Raw genomic sequence first — 20,448 nt, forward strand, 5'->3', positions numbered from 1 at the left:
AAATTTTTAACTTTTATTTTTCAATCTATAATATTTCCTTTTTCTTGTATTTAATTTTTTAATTATGCTCATATCTACTATTATATAGGATACACTATATTTATTAAATTACATATATAATATTTAAATTTATTTTACATTTATTCATATTTATTTTAAGGCTTTTTTAAGGTTATACATTCAAAATAATAAATAAGATAAGACAATTTGAATTGAGGTGAATAAAAATGAAACAAGATATAATTTATTCCGTTGTGGTTCCACTATATAATGAAGAACTTGTTATCGATCATAGCTACTTTCGTTTAAAAGAGATAATGGACTCTACTTGTGAAAGTTATGAAATAATATTTATAAATGATGGAAGTTCTGATAAAACCCGTGAAAAATCAGAATATATATGTAGCAAAGATAAAAATGTAAAGCTAATTAATTTTTCAAGAAATTTTGGTCACCAATGTGCAATAACTGCTGGTATGGAGTATGCGTCAGGTAAGGCAGTTGTTGTAATAGATGCTGATCTTCAAGACCCACCTGAAGTCATTCTAGATATGATTAAAAAATGGAAAGAAGGCTATGATGTAGTTTATGGAAAGAGAGCTAAAAGAGAAGGCGAAAGCTTTTTTAAAAAATTTACAGCTCAAACATTTTACAGACTACTAGACAGTATTACTAGCATAAATATTCCTGTAGATACTGGGGACTTTAGACTTATAGATAGGAAAGTATGTGACACTTTAAACTCGCTGCCTGAAAAAAATAGATATGTGCGTGGACTTGTAAGCTGGGTTGGATACAAACAAACTTCAGTAGAATTTGTGAGACATGAAAGATTTGCAGGTGAAAGTAAATATCCTCTTAAGAAAATGATTAAACTAGCATTAGATGGCATAACATCTTTTTCATTTAAGCCTTTGTTTATTTCTGGATATTTAGGTTGTATTTCATTGTTTATAGGATTAATTTCATTAATATGGATTTTTATAAAGCATATAATTTCAAATTCTGCCATAATAAATTTTGGATTTCTACTTAGTATTAATTTAATGATGTTTGGAATAGTACTAATATGTATGGGTATAATTGGCCAATACATCGGAAGAATTTTTGATGAAAGTAAAAATCGACCAAACTATATAATTGAAAGTATAATAAATAAAGATAAGGTAAGTGATGAACATGAATCCTTTAATTAAAACAGTAGACTATATATTTAATGGAAATCTGAAATTATTAAGTCGTTTTTCTGCAACAGGAGTGTTAAATACAATTATAGATTTTTTAACTTTTTCAATATGCAATAGTATATTAGGTATATATTATACTTCAAGCCAAATAATTGGTTATAGCTTTGGAGTCATAAACAGTTTCATATTTAACAAAAAATGGACTTTTGAAGCAAATAATTCTAAAAAAGAACTTTATAGTGAATTGTTCCAATTTATAATAGTCAACATTCTTTCTCTGTCTATTACAATAATACTCATGAAACTACTAATAAATAATTTTAATTCTAATGTATATATAGCAAAAATAATCGTAACATTTGCAGCCCAAGCAGTTAACTTCTTATTATATAAGATTTGGGTATTTAATTAAGGAGGAAAATGTATGAAAAAAATAAAATTCACAAAAGAAAAAATCGCCATATCATTAATTTTAATACTATCTGCAATATTAAATTTCACTAATTTAACGATACAAGGGTATAGCAATCTGTATTATGCTTCTGGCGTAAAAAGTATGCTTTTAAATTTCACAAATTTCTTTTTTGTTTCCTTTGATCCAGCAGGCTTTGTATCTATAGATAAACCACCACTTGGATTTTGGATGCAAGCCATATCAGCAAAGATATTTGGTTTTAGTGGAGTAAGTATACTTCTTCCTCAAGCTCTTGCTGGCGTTATATCTGTAGGATTATTATACTATCTAGTTAAAAGATCTTTTGGACCTACTGCCGGAATATTATCTGCTTTATTTCTTGCTATAACACCTGTTTTTGTTGCTGCAAGTAGAAACAACACAATAGATAATCTGTTAGTTATGACTTTGTTATTTGCATGTATATTTTTATCAAAAGCAGCAGAAAGAGGTAAATTTAAATACTTAATAATAAGCTTGATACTTGTAGGCATAGGTTTTAATATAAAAATGCTTGAAGCTTATATGATAGCTCCTGCTATGTATATAACTTATCTTATATCAACTGCTGCACCTATAAAAAAGAAGATAGTTCATTTGATTGTTGGAACAATGGTACTTGCTGTTGTATCTCTATCATGGGCATTTGTAGTTGATCTTGTTCCATCTCAAAACAGACCTTATGTAGGAAGCAGCACAAATAATACTGTTACAGAACTCATATTTGGCCATAATGGTGTTGCTAGACTCAGTAGCTCAAAAGGCGGAGGCGGAAGAGGCGGAAATGGCCAACGTCCTGCAATGATGAATAAAGCTAAAACTTCTGATACTTCCACAGATTCTAAACAAAACTTACGCGCTAATGGTCCTAATTCTGCTAGTATCCCTAATGCTAACAGTGGCAATGCTGCTAATTCTAGTGGGATTCCTGGTCCTGGTAACGGTGGCGGTACTCCTGGCGGTGGTGGCGGTGCTCCTGGTGGTTCTTCTTCACTATCTGGAAATTTTGGAGGACAAACACCATCAGGTATTACAAGATTATTTTCTAAGAATATATTGTCTGATCAGATATGTTGGTTTATTCCACTGGCATTTTTAGGCTTTATAGCATCACTATTGGCTCAAAAATTCCGTTTACCTTTTAACAATAAAAAGAAATTAGATCTAGTGCTATGGATTTTCTGGCTACTTCCAGAGTTTATATATTTCAGTTTTACAACAGGATTGTTCCATCCTTATTATTTAACTATGATGGCTCCTCCAATTGCTGCACTATCAGGAATTGGAATAACATCTATGTGGAAATTATATAAGGAAGGTGGAATAAAGTCCTATCTTCTTCCAGTATCATTTATATTAGAAGGTATTTTGCACCTTGTTATGCTTTCTTACTTTATAGACAGTATATCAAGTACAATAACAATGATTATTATAACAGCTGCAGTATTGAGTTTTATATCATCTATAGGGCTTATAATCTATAAACTTGTAAAACAACAAGATTCTTTTAATGGTAAAAACTTTAAGTTTGCTAAAACCCTTACTGCTCTTGCACTTATAGGAATTCTAACAACCCCTGCAATAGGTTCAGCTGCTGTAATAAATCATGCAATCAATGGATCAATGCCAGCTGCAGGATTAGAGCTTTTGTCAGATGAAGTATCTAATGATTCATCACTTAGCATAAATACTAAGCTTATAGAATTCATCAAATCAAATGCTCCTAATACAAAATATCAACTTGTAGTATCTGACTCACAAAGTGCTGACAGTATAATACTTGGAAGCGATGTATCTGTAATAGCTTTAGGTGGCTTCTCAGGATCAGATAATATATTGACTTTAAGTGAATTTAAGGAATTAGTTAAAAATGGAGATGTTAGATATGTTCTCTCAAGTGGATCCAGCGGAAGAAGTTCTATAATGCAATGGGTTCAGGAAAATGGAAAAGAAGTTCCAAAGAGTGAATGGAGTAACACTTCAAGTAATACAGATAGTAGTACAAATACTACAGAAGAAGAATCAATTAATGCTAAGGATTCAAAAGCAAATAGATTTGGTAAAGACATGAAAATGGGAATGAATTCTCAAACATTATATGATTTAAAAGGTACAGTAAATTAAACAATAATAAAAATTAAAAGGATGCCTTAAAATGAATTATTAATCAAATTTAGGCATCCTTATTATTTATAATATTTTTCTAATATATCCTATTAAATATATCCTTTAATTGTTTCAAAGAATCAAATATAAGAGTTGGTTTTACATCGGATTTTTTCAAATCATCTTCTTTTGCTTCTCCTGTTAATACAAGTATTGTAATTACATTACTTCCTTTACCTATTGCAATATCCGTATACAGTCTATCTCCAACAAATGCTATATCATTTTCATCAAATCCTGTATCTTTAATAATGTATTTCAATGTATATTTAGATGGTTTACCAAAAAACTCTGGTTCCACACCTGTAGACGCAGTTATCATCGCACATATAGAACCACAATCCGGTATAAATCCATCCTCAACAGGACAATTAAGATCAGGATTTACTCCCAAAAACATTGCTCCATTTCTTATGAATTTACATGCTTTAGATACATTTTCATATGCTAAAGAAGTATCAAACCCAACTACAACTATATCTGCATTTTCTTCTACTAATTTTATGCCAGCCTCTTTAAAATCTTCTTTTAAATAATTATTTCCTAATAAAAATACATTTTTATGGGGAAATTTTTCTTTAATATAGTTTATTATAACTTGATTTGAAGTCAACATCATATCATTTTTTAAGTTATATCCCATGTTTTTTATTTTTTCTATATAAACTTTAGCATTTTTAGAAGAATTGTTAGTAAAAAATTTAAATTTTATATTATTTTTTTCTAGTAGTTTAAAAAAGTCTATAGAACCATAAATAAGTTTATTACCTAAATAAATAGTTCCATCTAAATCAAATATAAAGCACTTTATTCTCTTTAGTAAATTTACACTAGCTTGTTCATAGCCTAATATCTTACTTGTATCATTCATCTAATCTCTTACCTCATTTAAATATTTTTCTATATGATGTGCAAATTCTTCTAATAATCCAAGATCCGAAATCAGACTCAATACTGTATATCTAGTTCTTATTTCTTTTGACATCGTTAACGCATTGAAAATAGATTCATTTTTTATTCCAATTTCTTCAGGTAGAGTTGGAGCTCCCACTTTTATTAAAACTTCTTTAATTTCTTCAGTAGATGGAACGCCCTTCAATATTTTTTTGATTTCATCTTGGTGTTCCCTAATACTACTAATTCTTTTAAGTCTTTTTTCAATTGAAGTTGTTTCATCTTTTTTACTTATTTCAATAATACCACTTGCTGCTTCTTTAAAAATAGAATTAACTCTTTGTGTCCATTTATTTATATCAAAAGATTTAGCTTTAAATATAGCATTATCAAAGTCAATATCTTTATCAGATAACATCTCTCTCAATTTTGTAGTTATAACTGTATTAACTCCAACCTTTCTTCCATGAAGTATAGCTTTTTTATTTTGAAATAAAAACATCATTTCAAAATAGTGGGCCAAATGATGTTCAGAACCAGAAGCAGGCCTAGAATTTCCAACAAAACTCATTGCTATTCCAACTAAAATCAATGCTTCCATTAAACTTTTTATTGCTTGAGGTTCTCTGTTTTTTATTCCTTCTGCATTATTTACACACTTTTTTAAAGAATTTTCTACCATTTTGGCTGTAACACAACAATAATATTCTTGATTTATAACTTTGCTCAACTTCCAATCATTTAAAGCTGAATACTTACCTACTATATCTCCAAAACCGGCTAAAATCATATCTTTTGGAGATTTTCTTAATACATTTACATCACCAATAATTGCTTTTGGAACCGAAGCATTATAAGTTATTTTTAAATTTCCAACTATAAGTGCAGCACCATTTGATGCAAATCCATCCATGGATGGAGCAGTTCCTACAATAATTGATGGAATTCCTAACTTATTACTTACAAACTTTCCTAAATCATTTAAAGTTCCAGTACCTACTGTAACTATGGCATCTATATCTTCATCTATTTGTATAATTAATTTTCCTACTGCTTCTTCATCAGGAACAAGTTCTTCTTCAACTTTAAATATAAATTCCTTATATTTAAAATTATTCTTATATAAAGTTTCAGCAACTAATTTTCCTGCTGCTTCATAGGTATGTGTATCTGAAACTATTAATACTTTCTGAAACTTATACTTTTTTAATAAATCTGGAATTTTTTTTATAGCATATTCTTCGACTATTACATCTTCTAATCCAATTGAATGACTTTTTCCACATTGACACCTTAAATCATCCCTTAAAAAATCCTTCAATTGCAATTTATCTATATTTTCTATTGTCAAATTCATACTTAACACTTCCTTTTAATTGCTAAAAATATCAATTAATTTTTTAATGTGTTTTAAAATATACCTAACATACCAGTAACAACCCCTATAATTATAAGAATTCCCATTAATTTTATTGGTGATACACCTTTCTTTACCAAATGTAAAACCCATAAAGTTAGTACAAGAGGTATTAATCCTGGCATTAATTTATCTAATAGATCCTTTTGAAGACTAAAATTTACTTTTCCCATTTTAAAAGTTATAAAAGCTTGTAAATTTACAAATCTACCAACAAGTCCACCCATTACAAGAGTTCCTAAAATTGAAGCTGCTTCAATTACTTTATTAATTTTCCCACCTTTTAATATTTCTTCAACGGCTTTTTTCCCAAATTTATAACCATTCGTCCACATAGTAAAAGAAATAGTTGTCATTATAATATATTGGGCTATTAAAAATATTATAGGTCCTACTATATTTTGTGTATTAGTTATACCAATACATATAGCTAGTACAATTGGAGTAATGACTCCTTGAGTAAGAGTATCTCCTACTCCTGCTAATGGTCCCATAAGACCTGTTTTTATAGCATTTAAACTTTCATCAGTTATTGGTTTATTATTTGACTTTTCTTCTTCCATTGCTATGGTTATTCCATGGATAACAGAGCCACAAATTGGTTCAGTATTGAAAAACGCAAGATGTCTTTGCATTGCTAATTTTCTTTCTTCTTTAGATGTATACAACTTTTTTATAACTGGCATCATAGAATGTGCAAAAGCCGTAGCTTGTAATCTTTCATAGTTATAATTAGATTGTGCAAACATAAACCATCTAATCCAACTTTTAATTATATCTTTCTTTGTAAGCTTTTTTTGATTTTTAGTATTATCACTTTTATCATCAACTAAAACATTTACATCGTTCATAAAAATTCCTCCTTTAAATTAATTCTTATGCCTTTGCAGCAGAGTTTGTATTTTTTATAGATGTTATAGTTAGTGCAAGTACTATGCCTATTATAGAAATAATGACTATATCTAGTTTAAAATATACAGACATTAATATTCCAAGAACGAAAAATGGCATTGTAAACGAATTACCTATTAATTTTAAGTTCATTGCAATTCCAAGTGCAGGTAGCATAGCTCCTATTACATTAAATACATGTAACACATTAGGACTTAAAACTTTAAGCATTCCATTCATTGCATTTGGACCATAATAAGCTACTAACATTGCTGGAATAAAACTAAGTAAAAACAATACTATTTGAGGAGGAACTATATTTATAAATGCTACTTTATCAATGTTATCTTTCTCAACTTCTTTATCCGCCCAGTGGACAAAGAATGAATCAATTGTCATTTTACCTATCCATAGGACTGTTGCTATAGTTCCAAGTGGAACCGATATCGCCATAGCAGTTTTTACATCTAAATTAGATGCTATTGCTAATGCCGTTCCAATATAACCTGCAAATGATGGATCTCCCATTTGGGCACCTCCAGCAGATATAAATCCTAAATAAATAACATTTATTCCTGCTCCTATTAATGCACCTTCAAGCGGTTTACCCAATATTATTCCAGTTATAAATCCAGCAAGTAGTGGCCTGTTAAATGTAAAGAAACCAACATAAGTAAACCATGGACTCCATGAAATGTAATAAAAAATACCAATTAATATTGCTTGTAATAAAGTAATATGCATTTAATTTTCATCTCCCTTAACTTATATATATAAAATATTATCATTATTAAACTATAGTAATTTAGATACATCAATCTGCTTAGCATCTGGAACTATTTGAAGAAATATATTTACATTTTTATCTATAAGTTCTTTGAATGCAGCTCTTTCTTCTTCTGAAATTGAAATATTCTTATATAACTGTTTTCTACCATGTTTTGCACCCATACCTCCTAAATTCAATTCTTTTATAGTAACTCCTGAATTTATAAGAGAAACTATAGTTAGTGGTGTCTTCACAAGTATTATTACCTTCTCCCCAGTATCATCACTATTTATAACATTTACAGCATCCTTTACTGAAAGTACATCAACAGATATTGAACTTGGTGCTGCAGACTTCAAAACCATTTCCATAAACGAATCTTTTGCCACCTCATCATCTACTACAATAATCCTATTAGCCTTAGTAACTTTACACCATGCTGTAGCAACCTGACCATGAATTAATCTATCGTCTATTCTTGTAAGAACAATGTTTAACATAATACTTCAACTCCTTAACTTTTAATTATTTTTTAATAATTTAGAATTTATTTTAATTTCATGAAATAATTCTTTTATTCCTTGACTTCCACATTTTATACATGATTCGGTTAAATCATCTAAGTTACACACATCTCTAGTAGTAAATGCTTTTAAAAGCATTGGTAAATTAACTCCAGTTATGCATCTAAACTTTGTATTTTTAACTTTATTTGCACTAAAAGCTGCTGCATTATATGGACTTGCACCAAAAAGATCTGTAAATATTAGAACTCCATCCCCTTTATCAAGAGATACTATAGTATCTTTAACTTTTAAACGAAATTCTTCAATACTATCATTATATTGAAGCCCTAGAGAAACCGTTTGATTTTGTTTCCCTATAATTAGTTCCACTGTTTTCAAAATCTCAGCTGCAAAATTTCCATGCGTTATTACTAATATTCCAATCATTAAATCACCACTTTCTATATCTTAGTCTATATAAAGCTAAATATATATTTAACTTCAATAATTTAATAAGCAATATTTATGCCAAAATATTATATAAAAGTGTATCAAATTTTTTAAATATATTTTATATTGATAATCTGAAGAAATATAGGTAAATTTTTATTAATTTTTGTTTTATATATTTATTTCAATATAAATTATTTTTATGATAATAATTAATTTATTTAAACGTGTGTCAATTAATTATATATGTGTGTCATATATGTATCAAAAAAAATATACAGATGCCAACCTTTATATCTGTATATTTTTTTATATTATTTAATTGTATTTATATATCAAAATCTATATTTAACATTTCTATAATATATGCAAATTCCGAATCGGGAATTTTTATTCCAAAAACTTCTTCTACAATAGTAAATTCATCTTTTACTATATAAAAAAGTTCCTTATTTTCATTCTTTATAATCTCAACATTTTTATATGGAAGTATATCATTTCTTATAACTCTTTCAACCATACATGAACAATGAAATAAGAACTTTACGAATAATATATCGGATACAATTTTATTATAATGATTTGCTATGTTTACAATTACTTTATTTAATACTTGAGATATTTTCCTTACATCAAGGAAAGTAAGCATATCCTCAAGCATATTAACTATCCTATCCTGATATTCTAATTTTAAACCATCAATCTTGATTGGTGGATTATCAATCTTTATTCTTTGTCCTATCAACGGACTTACATTTTTAACACTATCAACCAATACATCTAAATTCATATTAGGTTCCATAGCCTTTCGTGCTGCTTCAATTACCATAGGAGTACTTACCATTTTTATATACCTTGTAGGTATACCAGTTCTATCTGTAATTATACTAGAAAATGTAGTTAATGACCCCATATCTACAAGAAGTAGTACTCCTTTTCCTCTATTAATCTTTTTGACAATTTCAATTGTCTTTTCTAAAATAACTTCTACTCTTTCTTCTAAGGGCATATCTAGTGCATAAATGCAATTATATCCTAAAAGTGTCTTTGCAACTTCAACCATACTTGTAGCAGTACTATATCCATGTGTTATAACTAAAACTTGTATGTTACCTTTAGATTTGCTTTCATTTACCCAATATATAAACATAGTCATAAATGCTATTTCATCTTCTGGAATTTTAATAGAAAATTTATCCTCAAGTTTTCGTTTTATATTAACCGCTATATTATATTCTCTTTCATGTTCCTTATAAGTCTTTTCTATATTAGGGTATATAGCAATTTGATTTAATTTAATTCTCTCTAATAACGTTTCTATATGCAATGCAAGACTATATATTATTTTAGGATCCATTTTATCAAAATTATATTTATTTTCTTTAAAAGATTTTTGGACAATGTCTACAATTTCCGGAGTAACTATTTTTGATAGTATCTCTTTTTTAAGTTTAACTTCTTGTGGTATTTTCTGAGAATTAAAACTATTAAAATATTCTTTTATCTTTTTATTTATATTTTGTTTAATCTGATTTGTAGTTAAGCCATTTTGATAAAATCTCTGCGCATCTTGAAGTATAGTTTCATATAAATCTTGTTTAATTTTACTATTGTCATATACAAATATATTATTTATTCTTGTATTAATTTTATCATTCTTTCCATCAAAAATTATATTACCAAAATCATTAAGATTAAAATCTTGTGCTAATTCATATCTCTTATCATCAATTGTAAGCAATCCATATTTAAATTTATTTGGTAATTGGGATATTTTTACTTCTACATAATTTTTATTTTCAGTAATATAATCTAAAAATGCATTTGCACATATAAGTTTAATATCATTCTTTAATTGTCCTATATTTCCTGGACATTTATATAAAAGCAATACTTTTAAAACTTCTTTAGAAACATTAATTTTTGCTTTTATTCTAAATGATTCCTCACTAAAAAACCTACATATAAATTCCATCCTTTCTTTTAAGCTCCTCTCTTCTAATCCTGGAACTCTTATTACTAACTGAATTCTTCTTAAAAACGTATTCAACATAACTGACTTAGGATCTTCAGTAGTAGCTGCAATTATAAGCACATTAGCTTTTCTCATATTTTCGGATTCCCCAAGTCTATTATAAGTTCCTCTATCCATTATTGAAAAAAGCATTTCTTGTCCTTCAGAAGGGAGTCTATGAACCTCATCTAAAAATAATATACCCCCATCAGCTTTATCTATTAATCCCCTTTTATCTGTATCTGCCCCTGTAAAAGCACCTTTTGAATGACCAAAAAGATGCGACAACAATAATTGAGGATTTTCAGCATAATCAGCACAATTAAAAACAACATAAGGTGAATTTTTATTTAATCTTCCTTTTTCTATAGCATATTCATACATAACTCGAGCAAAGGTTGTCTTTCCTACACCAGTCGGTCCAGTAAGCAATGTATGCAATCCATTAGGTGGATATAATATAGCTGCCATTGCCTGTTTTACTTGTGATTTCAAACTGCCATCAAACCCAATGAGTTCTTGAAATATTCCATATTTGTTTATATCACTAGTTTGAATTTTATATACGGTATTATGGTTCTTTTTTTTATCATGTTTAATAGTATTATGTCTTATAATTTCATTAATATCTTTTATTATTGGATTAGTAATATTTACATCAAATTTCTTCTCTAAACATTCTTTGTCAATATATAATACCGGTTTCCCATGTATTTTAACAACCTTTCCTTCCCTTACAAGAATATTTAACTCTCTACTGGCATTATTCCTATTTATATTTAATAGATTTGCTATATATTGTGTTTCAACTCCTACTTTATCTAAATCTTCAATTTTAATATTATTATGAAATATATCTTTACTTAATTCTTTTAACTTTAAATATACTTTTTTCTTTCTATTAAACTTAACCGTATTAGATATTTTTCTCATAAACATTCCCCTTTGTATATCTAATTTATAATATAGTAATCATAAAATGTATTATAATATTATTATACATTTGACATATATACTGTACTTTGAAAAAATCTATAATAATTCTATTTTACTATAAGTCACTTGGATTTTATACTAATTCAAATTTTCATAATTTTATCTTATGTAAAAAAACTATAATCTTTTAATTAAAATTATATATTAAAATTTACTGTATTAAATATAATAAATACGTTAGTATTAGTGTACTTAAAAATTCCATGGATATTTTCTAGATTTTATTCATTATTTCTTTTTGTTAAATTCATCTATTAAATAAGCTAAAATATCTCATTTTATATGACATTTATAGCTATTCTTACCATAAAATCTTATATACTCTAAGTTATATAAAACTTTTAGTACAGAAAATAGTTGCTCTATGTTTATCCTTCGCTTATATAAGCTACTGAATCAATGAATACTGAATTTTTATATCTAAGTTTATCAGTAAATGACTTAATGCTTTTTAATTTATACAGCATATCTGAAACCTGATTATTATACACATTTGCAGTAAGTTAAATAAAAAGATGTGTATCTCTTCCGCACTTAGCTTGACTATCGTATTTTAAACTTCTTAATGTGGCAGTATCAATAGCACAAATTCTTACTGATAGATCTATAAGTTCAATAAATATTGCATGAAAAACATAATATACATACTACTCAAGGGATACCAACATTAAACAAAACGTTGAATAATCATGAACTTGATATAAGTTTATTATATTTTTTAAAACTGTATCTTGTTTAATTTTATATTCGAGCTCTCTCAAACTAAATATGCTATTTTTTACTTCATATATCATACATACAACTACCTGTTTGTCAGGATATTTTTTTATCTGCCTTTGGATTTAGATTTTTTAATTTCAAATTTAGAAAACACAGTTTCAATTGATTCCTAAATTTTATACTTAAAGTATAATTTTAGTGAGCAAAGATATTACTAATTAATGATAAAAAAATAAGAGGAGATGCAAAAAACATCTCCCATATACATAATATATCCATTATAATATAAGTTAGCGAAACTATATAGAAATGGGTGATATTGATGTACAATTTAAGTTTAAAGGATAATAACATAATTTTCAATAATTTAGAGAAAAAAATAGTGAATAATTTAACTAATATATCTTATATTAATAAAAAAAAGCTATAATGCAGTTTTGATAGCAATACATAACAAGAAGAAAGCACACAAATTAATGCGAATATTAAATAAAGTGAAATCCTAGATATAACTTAACACAAACTAGAAACTTCAAATAGTTGAAAAATAGAATGCCGTTTTGTATAATAATATTAATTCGTAATACGAATTAATATTTCATAATACGAACTAATCAAAACTAATCCCATTAAGAAAGAGAGGAATCTTAGTATGAATGAAGATTTAAAGAATTTTTCAATGGACTTCTTTAAGCTAGATGGAAAGGTTGCCATAGTTACCGGGGGAAACACTGGACTCGGACAAGCATATGCAGTAGCACTTGCAAAAGCAGGGGCAGATTTATTTATAGTAGCACATAACCATGACTTTGATGAAACAAAATCACTTATAGAGTCAGAAGGTAGACTAGTTGAATTTTATAGAACTGATTTAAGCAAAAAAGAAAATATACAACCAGTTGTAGATGCCTGTCTTAAAAAATATGGGAAAATAGATATATTAATAAATAATGCAGGAACTATAAGAAGAGCACCTCTTCTTGAGTACAAAGATGAAGATTGGAAAGCAGTAATAGATATAAATTTAAATGCAGTATATCACTTAAGCAAGGCTGTAGCACCTATAATGGTTAAACAAAAGTCTGGGAAAATAGTAAACGTATGTTCAATGCTTAGTTTTCAAGGTGGAAAATTTGTACCTCCATATACAGCTAGCAAACATGGAGTAGCAGGACTTACAAAAGCATTTGCAAATGAACTTGCTAAATACAATATCCAAACAAACGGAATAGCTCCTGGATATGTAGAAACTGCAAATACTGCACCAATAAGAGCTGATAAAAATAGAAATCAAGAAATACTATCAAGAATACCTGCAAATCATTGGGCAAAACCTTCAGAATTAATGGGTACAATTGTTTTTTTATGTTCTAAAGCATCAGATTATGTAAATGGGCATATACTTGCTGTTGATGGTGGATGGCTTGTTAGATAAATAGGCTATTTAAATTCATAATTATAATTGTAAAGGAGAAATTAGATGGAAAAATATCTATTAATTAATGATATTGAAAAACTCCGTAACGAGAAATTATCCCTTAGAAAATCTCAATTTACCCGGCTACTAGAACAATGTAAATGGTATGAAAAACAACCTCTTTCAGATGAACATCCTAAAACAAGCATAACATACATGGGTATGGCAGCAGCTAATCTAAGTTTAGCTTATTTATTAACTAATCAAGAACATTATCTAACTGAAGCTAAAAGATGGATATTTACAGCCTGCAAGTATGAACATTGGGGGTATGGTTTCCTAGTTGATGTAGATTTAAGTGCTTCATGGCTTTTATTTGGATTTGGACTATCTTATAATTGGATCTCCAATAAATTAACACCTAAAGAAAAAAGTGAACTACTTAATAAATTGATATTACAAGGAACTAAAATATATAACTATGGTGAAGAAAATAAAGGAAACTGTTGGTCAACTGATTACTGGCAAAACCACAATTGGATTAATTATTCTGGATTATTAACAACAGCTTATGCTATAGCTCCGGAATATAAAGAAGCAAAGAAATGGATTAACACTATAAAAGATAATTTTAATAAAGTATTTAACTGGATGCCTTCAGATGGAAGTGATTATGAAGGTACAGGTTACTGGAGATACGCTATAAACTTTTTACTATCTGCAGCTGATTTAATTCGAGAAAATGAGGGAATCGATTACTTTAAAACACCTTTTATGCAAAATACATTTTATTATAGACTGTACCAATCAGCTCCAAACTGGGAAGAAAATATTAATTTTTCAGATGTCCATGACACAAGAAGCTCAAACTCCATATCTGCTTATTATAAAATAGCTAGTGAATACAATAATGGTTATGCTCAGTGGTTTGGAAATTTAGTAAAGAACAAATTTTTATTTAGAGAAGCATATGAAAGCAAAATATTTCCTGGAATTATGCCTGAAGCATTCCTAGAATATATATGGTATGATCCAAATGTACTAGAAAAGAATCCAAAAGACTTACCACTTACAAAGTATTTTCCTGATTTAGGACTTGTTGTTATTCGTTCCTCTTGGGATAAGGATGCTATACATTTCTCCATTAAAGCAAGTGAACCAGGTGGTAACTCACAGTGGAAAAAATCTTGGGAATTAGATTTACAAAATGGATGGAGAACCCGTAGTCTTACACACTATCATGTAGATTTTAACAGTTTTATTTTATTAGGCTATAATAGCCGTTTAGCAATAGATGAAGGCTTTCACAGGACTTCAGGAGCTAAATTTCATAATATGATTACTGTAGATAATACAGGATGTGTTGGGGAAAAGATTTGGGATAAAGGTACATTAAAAGATCCAGAATTATTTGATCTAAATTGTAAAGGAATTTATAATGTATGGAAAGATGTAAAAAGAGATGCCACTGCTTGTGTTGAAGACTACATTAGCAATAATGGATATACATTTTGCACATTAGAATCCAGTAAGTTATACTATCCTGAAATGAAATTAAATAGAAATGCAAGAAAGGTACTATATAGTGAGTTAGGTTATTTCATTATGTTAGATCAACTAAAAAGTGATATTGAACATAAGTACACTTGGAGATTGCATTCAGAACAATTTGCAGAAGATGAAAAAGATACTAACTCATTTATTATTAAAAATGGTAGCGGATCATTAAATATATATCCTATTTTACCGAAAAATGCAAAATATAATGTAGATCAAACAGTAATACATGAGATAATGACACCTCAAAGACCAGATGATATACGAGAAATTAAGTTAAAAACACTTTGTATAGAAAATAAAGATAAAGAAAAAAATATGTATTTTCTAAATGTTTTATATCCACATTCTAGTTTTGAATATGACAAGTTAAAAGTAAATCCTATTATAGGTGATACTTTTATAGGTGTTGAAATTATAAAAGGCCAAAAAGTAGAACAATTTATATATTCAACAGAAAATGCCATTGATTACAAGGGTATAAAGTCAGATGCAAATTGGATTTCAGTAATAAAAGACAATGGAAAAATAACTAAGTATGCAATATATCAAGGAACAAGTCTAGAAATAGATGGCAATTTTCTGTTTAAAAATCCTTCTAAATGTAACTATTTTAAAATTATAACAGAAACAGTTTAAATTTAGAATATGAAATTTATATAAATATACCGATATTCAGTATAAATATATTTATTCTGAATATCGGTATATTTTAATTTAAAAATTCTAAATCATATCTTTGCAAGTGCCTGGTCAAGATCTGCTATAAGATCATCTGCTCCCTCAACACCTATTGAAAGTCTTATAAGGTCTGGAGTTATTCCAGCTGCTCTTTGCTCTTCATCATTAAGCTCTGCATGAGTAGTACTTGCAGGATGAATTACTAATGATTTTGCATCTGCCACATTTGCAAGCAATGAAAATAACTTAAGATTGTTTATAAATTTCTTTCCTGCTTCAATGCCACCTTTTACTCCAAAGGTAAATATTGATCCTGCCCCTTTTGGAAGATATTTCTTAGCCAATTCTTTATATGGACTTCCATCAAGTTCTGGATAGTTTACCCACGCAACCTTAGGATGCTGACTCAAAAACTTTACTATTTTTCTTGTATTTTCCACATGTCTTTCAACTCTAAGTGAAAGTGATTCAAGTCCAAGAAGGAAATAAAATGCATTTTGAGGACTTAATGTTGCGCCTGTATTTCTAAGTAATTGCACTCTAGCTTTTGTAGCAAAAGCAACAGGACCAAGATCTGCATAAACCAAGCCATTATAACTCTCATCTGGAGTTGTAAAATCAGGAAATTTTCCACTTCCTGCCCAGTCAAATTTTCCTCCATCTACTATAATTCCACCAAGTGCAGCTCCATGACCTCCAATAAACTTAGTTGCAGAATGTACAACTACATCTGCACCATATTCTATAGGTCTTACAAGATATGGAGTAGCAAAAGTATTATCCACAATAAATGGTATTTTATTTTCATGAGCAATATTTGCTACAGCTTCTATATCAAGAACATTTATCTTTGGATTTCCTATTGTTTCAGCATAAACCGCCTTTGTTTTATCTGTAATTGCTTTTCTTATGTTTTCAGGATCATCAGGATCAACAAAAGTTACATCGATTCCTAATTTTTTCAATGTTACAGAAAATAGTTCATATGTTCCACCATAAAGAGTACTTGCTGAAACGATATGATCTCCTGCAGAAGCTACATTTAAAATAGAATATAATATTGCAGCAAGTCCTGATGCAGTTGCAAGACCGGCACTTCCCCCTTCAAGGGCTGCTACTCTTTTTTCAAATACGTCTTCTGTTGGATTCATTATTCTAGAATAAACATTTCCAGGTTTTTTTAAACCAAAAAGATCTGCTGCCTCGTCAGCATCTTTAAAAACAAAAGATGTTGTTTGATAAATTGGAACTGCTCTTGATCCTGTAGCTGGATCTGGAACCTGTCCTGCATGTACTTGTAGTGTTTCAAATGACAATTTTTTCTCTTTATTCATTATTAGCTCCCCTTTTTAAATTGAACTCCTTTCCCAATTTATTATGTGATGAAATGAACATAACATTTAGAAAAACAAAAACTTCTTACAGAGAAAATGTAAGAAGTTAAAATTCTTAATATTTCTCATCTTTCAGGTTTTACCTGCTGGAATTAGCACCATTAAATAAAATTTATTCAGGTTGCCGGGCTTCATAGGGCCAGTCCCTCTGCCTCTCTTGATAAGAAGTTCAATATTCAATTTATTGTATATTACTATACATTTTTTATAGCAAATTGTCAATAGTAATTTTAAACTACTCTAAATTTTTATGATTGAAAGATGATTAAGAATACATTATCAACTATATTAACTTATAAATTGTCAAAAAACAACTTATTAATCGCATATGCTATACCAGAGTCTTCATTTGATTTAGTTACATATTTAGCTACATTTTTTATAGCATCTATTGAATTACCCATTGCAATCGGTAATCCAACACATTTAAGCATATCTAAATCATTATAATTATCACCAAAAGCAATAAATTCTTTTAAATCTATATTAAACTCTTTAGATAAAATCTTAACTGCATTTCCTTTAGAAATATTAAAATTCATAATATCTAAAAATCCTGTTAATGAACTTATCAAAGCAACTTCATTAACAGTAGAAAATCTTTTTTTCATTAAAATAATTTGTTTTGGACTAGAAACTATAAGTATTTTTAATATATCCATGTTATCTATATAATTTATTATGTTTCTATTAACAAATTTAATTGGTATTTTCATATCTTCATCTAATATATTATTAAGATTATAGTACATTATACCCCTTAAATTTTTTTCCGAAGAATATAGCATTTTATAAGTACATATAATGAAATCTACATCATTTTTTATACAATATTCTATAACTTCCCTACAAATCTTTTTATTCATTATTTTTGAGTAAACTACTTTACCATCTTTTATATTCTTAATTAGTGCTCCATTATAAGATATAATATAATTATTTAATTTTAATTGCCTTACATAAGGTTTTAAAAAAAAATCAGGTCTACCAGATGCAATAACAACATTTATACCATATTCTTGCAACTTTTTTAACATTCTTTCATCATTATATGATATTCTTCCATTTGAGTTAAGAAGAGTTCCATCCATATCACATACACAACATCTATATTTCGATATCATTTTATTTCCTCCTAGTAACTTAAAACATTTTATAAGCTACATGAACATTCATGAACATTGTAGTAAAATCATCTCCCCATATCATATTTATAATGAATCTACAACTACTAATAACAAAATTGTTATTACAATCTTATTATTAGTAGTGTATATACCATCAGTTTTTATATTACAAACATTTCAATATAAGTTATTCAATTCATATCAATTTTTAACATTTATACCTCTTCTATTATTTGTTGTTTTTTTATTTTTGGAATATAATATCCACAAAAACCCTAAAATAACTACAATGGTATTAAATATATCTTGATAAATTATATAGAAATCTATTGCTTTATTCAAATAAGGACCAGACAACCACCTCATTATACTCTGTATCATAACTAAACAACTCCCACAAAAATAACATATTTTTAATGAACAATAAGTTGAACAGCCTTATATATTATATATGGCACTAAATGAGCTCCTCCGTCCAATGATGATATTTCTGCCGTTCCAGCTGGGAATTGAAAATTAACTGACTTTGCCATTATTGTAGAAACATGAGCTATATCTGTAGCTATATAAAGTATTCCAATTACAAATACAATTGATGTAATTATGGATTTTAATATATTTCCCTTAGAAGGAACAACTGCCCACACAACAAAAAATGGAAGCATCGCAAGATCTGTAAATGGAAGTATCCTATTTCCAGGAAGTATAGCTGCAATTAATAATGTTATAGGGGTCATAATGAGTGCTGTAGCTATTACAGTTGGATTTCCAACAACAACTGCACAATCTAATCCAATATAAACCTCTTTACCTGGAAATTTCTTAGCCATAAAGTTTCTTGCACTTTCAGAAAGTGGCAACAATCCTTCCATCAATATCTTGACCATTCTCGGTAAAATGAACATTACTGCAGCCATGTTAACTCCAAGTAATATAATATTCTTTAAATCATATTCTGCTAAAGCACCAATTCCAGCGCCAAGTATAAGACCCATAACCATAGGTTCTCCAAATATACCAAATCTTTTTTGTATAGTTTCTTCATCAATTTTAACTTTATTCAATCCAGGAATCTTATCTAAAATTTTATTTATTCCAAATCCAACCAGTGCCCATGATACTGTTTCAGTATGAGGGAGTGAAATTCCTGGCATCTCAAAAAAATCTTGAACATACGGTGCTGTAAAATCTGCCAGTTTTAATATTATTATTATAGTCAGAGCTGCAGAAATAAGTCCAAGAACTAAACTATTAGTCAAATACATGACAAGAGCTCCTGTAAATATAAAGTGCCAATAATTCCACAAATCAACATCCATAGTTTTTGTCCAGTTAAACGCTAACATCACAATATTGATTAAAAAACCAATTAAAAATACAGCTGGAACAATTGGTGTACCAAAGCTTATTGCAGCTGATATTGACCACCCAACATCCATTACATTTAAATGGAGTCCCCAATTTTTAACCATAGCTTGTGTAGCCGGTGATAAATTACTCGTCAGCAAACCTATAACAAGGTTTATTCCAGCAAATCCAATTCCTATTGTTAATCCGGCTCTAAATGCTTTAGATAACTTTTGTCTGAATATTAATCCTAATATAGTTATTATTACAGGCATCATAGCAGTAGGACCAAGATCCAATATAAATTTTAAAACTTCCACATATATTCCCCCTCATTAGTAAATTCAATAAATATTTTATTAAAATCGTTTTCAAACAATATATCAATTAAACTATTTCATATTGATATACAATTTACTATTAAAATTAAAGTTATTTATTGATACTTTTAATTAAATTAT

The 20,448-nt window shown here is 28.3% G+C and carries 16 protein-coding genes and 1 riboswitch; of the genes, 5 read left to right on the plus strand and 11 right to left on the minus strand.

What is annotated here, in order from left to right; all coding sequences use genetic code 11:
- Positions 1-227: 227 nt before the first annotated feature.
- The 3 genes from H2684_RS09765 to H2684_RS09775 are packed head-to-tail and all read left to right on the plus strand — an operon-like array spanning position 228 to position 3,765.
- Positions 228-1,196: a glycosyltransferase family 2 protein gene (locus tag H2684_RS09765; protein ID WP_182089224.1), complete on the plus strand. Its 969-nt coding sequence runs from the start codon at positions 228-230 to the stop codon at positions 1,194-1,196.
- Positions 1,180-1,599: a GtrA family protein gene (locus H2684_RS09770; protein WP_182089225.1), complete on the plus strand. Its 420-nt coding sequence runs from the start codon at positions 1,180-1,182 to the stop codon at positions 1,597-1,599. The genes H2684_RS09765 and H2684_RS09770 overlap by 17 nt, the downstream gene beginning before the upstream one ends.
- 12 nt (positions 1,600-1,611) lie before the next feature.
- Positions 1,612-3,765, plus strand: coding sequence for a glycosyltransferase family 39 protein (locus tag H2684_RS09775; RefSeq protein ID WP_182089226.1), 2,154 nt, complete (start codon positions 1,612-1,614; stop codon positions 3,763-3,765).
- 79 nt (positions 3,766-3,844) lie between these two features.
- Here the strand turns inward: H2684_RS09775 and H2684_RS09780 are convergent, their stop codons facing one another.
- The 8 genes from H2684_RS09780 to H2684_RS12435 form a co-directional block, all read right to left on the minus strand.
- Positions 3,845-4,678 (minus strand): HAD-IIA family hydrolase, encoded by an 834-nt coding sequence (locus H2684_RS09780; RefSeq protein ID WP_182089227.1) that lies wholly within the window; start codon positions 4,676-4,678, stop codon positions 3,845-3,847.
- Positions 4,679-6,058, minus strand: coding sequence for a sn-glycerol-1-phosphate dehydrogenase (locus H2684_RS09785; RefSeq protein ID WP_182089228.1), 1,380 nt, complete (start codon positions 6,056-6,058; stop codon positions 4,679-4,681).
- A 53-nt stretch (positions 6,059-6,111) separates the two neighbouring features.
- Complete coding sequence (locus H2684_RS09790; RefSeq protein ID WP_182089229.1) at positions 6,112-6,969, minus strand: PTS system mannose/fructose/sorbose family transporter subunit IID; 858 nt, start codon at positions 6,967-6,969, stop codon at positions 6,112-6,114.
- A 25-nt stretch (positions 6,970-6,994) separates the two neighbouring features.
- The gene (locus H2684_RS09795) at positions 6,995-7,753 is read right to left on the minus strand and encodes a PTS sugar transporter subunit IIC (protein WP_182089230.1); all 759 of its coding nucleotides are present in this window, start codon (positions 7,751-7,753) and stop codon (positions 6,995-6,997) included.
- Positions 7,754-7,804: 51 nt separating this feature from the next.
- Positions 7,805-8,278 (minus strand): PTS sugar transporter subunit IIB, encoded by a 474-nt coding sequence (locus H2684_RS09800; RefSeq protein ID WP_182089231.1) that lies wholly within the window; start codon positions 8,276-8,278, stop codon positions 7,805-7,807.
- Between the two features lie 21 nt (positions 8,279-8,299).
- On the minus strand, positions 8,300-8,731 hold the full coding sequence (locus H2684_RS09805; RefSeq protein WP_182089232.1) for a PTS sugar transporter subunit IIA: 432 nt from the start codon (positions 8,729-8,731) through the stop codon (positions 8,300-8,302).
- A gap of 331 nt (positions 8,732-9,062) precedes the next feature.
- A complete protein-coding gene (locus H2684_RS09810) occupies positions 9,063-11,681 on the minus strand; it encodes a sigma-54-dependent transcriptional regulator (RefSeq protein WP_243159321.1) in 2,619 nt (872 codons plus the stop codon).
- A gap of 431 nt (positions 11,682-12,112) precedes the next feature.
- The gene (locus H2684_RS12435) at positions 12,113-12,235 is read right to left on the minus strand and encodes a hypothetical protein (RefSeq protein ID WP_279286880.1); all 123 of its coding nucleotides are present in this window, start codon (positions 12,233-12,235) and stop codon (positions 12,113-12,115) included.
- 881 nt (positions 12,236-13,116) lie between these two features.
- Between H2684_RS12435 and kduD the strand changes: the two genes are divergently transcribed.
- Together kduD and H2684_RS09825 are read left to right on the plus strand one after the other, a co-directional pair.
- Positions 13,117-13,899, plus strand: coding sequence for a 2-dehydro-3-deoxy-D-gluconate 5-dehydrogenase KduD (gene kduD, locus H2684_RS09820; RefSeq protein WP_182089234.1), 783 nt, complete (start codon positions 13,117-13,119; stop codon positions 13,897-13,899).
- A gap of 45 nt (positions 13,900-13,944) precedes the next feature.
- Positions 13,945-16,077: a DUF4962 domain-containing protein gene (locus H2684_RS09825; protein ID WP_182089235.1), complete on the plus strand. Its 2,133-nt coding sequence runs from the start codon at positions 13,945-13,947 to the stop codon at positions 16,075-16,077.
- Between the two features lie 92 nt (positions 16,078-16,169).
- Here H2684_RS09825 and H2684_RS09830 read toward each other — a convergent pair whose 3' ends face one another.
- The 3 genes from H2684_RS09830 to H2684_RS09840 all read right to left on the minus strand — a co-directional run bounded on the left by H2684_RS09830 (position 16,170) and on the right by H2684_RS09840 (position 20,307).
- Entirely contained in the window at positions 16,170-17,453 is a 1,284-nt protein-coding gene (locus H2684_RS09830; RefSeq protein ID WP_182089236.1) for an O-acetylhomoserine aminocarboxypropyltransferase/cysteine synthase family protein, read from the minus strand.
- Positions 17,454-17,575: 122 nt separating this feature from the next.
- Positions 17,576-17,680, minus strand: a riboswitch (SAM riboswitch).
- Between the two features lie 126 nt (positions 17,681-17,806).
- The gene (locus H2684_RS09835; RefSeq protein WP_207719437.1) at positions 17,807-18,637 is read right to left on the minus strand and encodes a Cof-type HAD-IIB family hydrolase; all 831 of its coding nucleotides are present in this window, start codon (positions 18,635-18,637) and stop codon (positions 17,807-17,809) included.
- A 416-nt stretch (positions 18,638-19,053) separates the two neighbouring features.
- Positions 19,054-20,307 carry a PTS transporter subunit IIC gene (locus H2684_RS09840; protein ID WP_182089237.1) on the minus strand — a complete coding sequence of 418 codons (1,254 nt, stop codon included), beginning with the start codon at positions 20,305-20,307 and terminating at the stop codon, positions 19,054-19,056.
- Between the last annotated feature and the right edge of the window lie 141 nt (positions 20,308-20,448).

It is taken from the genome of Clostridium sp. cel8, from assembly GCF_014050525.1.
Lineage (GTDB): Bacteria > Bacillota > Clostridia > Clostridiales > Clostridiaceae > Clostridium_B.

Bases quoted from the DNA above. Each gene is read 5' to 3' on its own strand.
- H2684_RS09765 (WP_182089224.1), top strand. From the start codon at position 228: ATGAAACAAGATATAATTTATTCCGTTGTGGTTCCACTATATAATGAA.
- H2684_RS09770 (WP_182089225.1), top strand. From the start codon at position 1,180: ATGAATCCTTTAATTAAAACAGTAGACTATATATTTAATGGAAATCTG.
- H2684_RS09775 (WP_182089226.1), top strand. From the start codon at position 1,612: ATGAAAAAAATAAAATTCACAAAAGAAAAAATCGCCATATCATTAATT.
- H2684_RS09780 (WP_182089227.1), bottom strand. From the start codon at position 4,678: ATGAATGATACAAGTAAGATATTAGGCTATGAACAAGCTAGTGTAAAT.
- H2684_RS09785 (WP_182089228.1), bottom strand. From the start codon at position 6,058: ATGAATTTGACAATAGAAAATATAGATAAATTGCAATTGAAGGATTTT.
- H2684_RS09790 (WP_182089229.1), bottom strand. From the start codon at position 6,969: ATGAACGATGTAAATGTTTTAGTTGATGATAAAAGTGATAATACTAAA.
- H2684_RS09795 (WP_182089230.1), bottom strand. From the start codon at position 7,753: ATGCATATTACTTTATTACAAGCAATATTAATTGGTATTTTTTATTAC.
- H2684_RS09800 (WP_182089231.1), bottom strand. From the start codon at position 8,278: ATGTTAAACATTGTTCTTACAAGAATAGACGATAGATTAATTCATGGT.
- H2684_RS09805 (WP_182089232.1), bottom strand. From the start codon at position 8,731: ATGATTGGAATATTAGTAATAACGCATGGAAATTTTGCAGCTGAGATT.
- H2684_RS09810 (WP_243159321.1), bottom strand. From the start codon at position 11,681: ATGAGAAAAATATCTAATACGGTTAAGTTTAATAGAAAGAAAAAAGTA.
- kduD (WP_182089234.1), top strand. From the start codon at position 13,117: ATGAATGAAGATTTAAAGAATTTTTCAATGGACTTCTTTAAGCTAGAT.
- H2684_RS09825 (WP_182089235.1), top strand. From the start codon at position 13,945: ATGGAAAAATATCTATTAATTAATGATATTGAAAAACTCCGTAACGAG.
- H2684_RS09830 (WP_182089236.1), bottom strand. From the start codon at position 17,453: ATGAATAAAGAGAAAAAATTGTCATTTGAAACACTACAAGTACATGCA.
- H2684_RS09835 (WP_207719437.1), bottom strand. From the start codon at position 18,637: ATGATATCGAAATATAGATGTTGTGTATGTGATATGGATGGAACTCTT.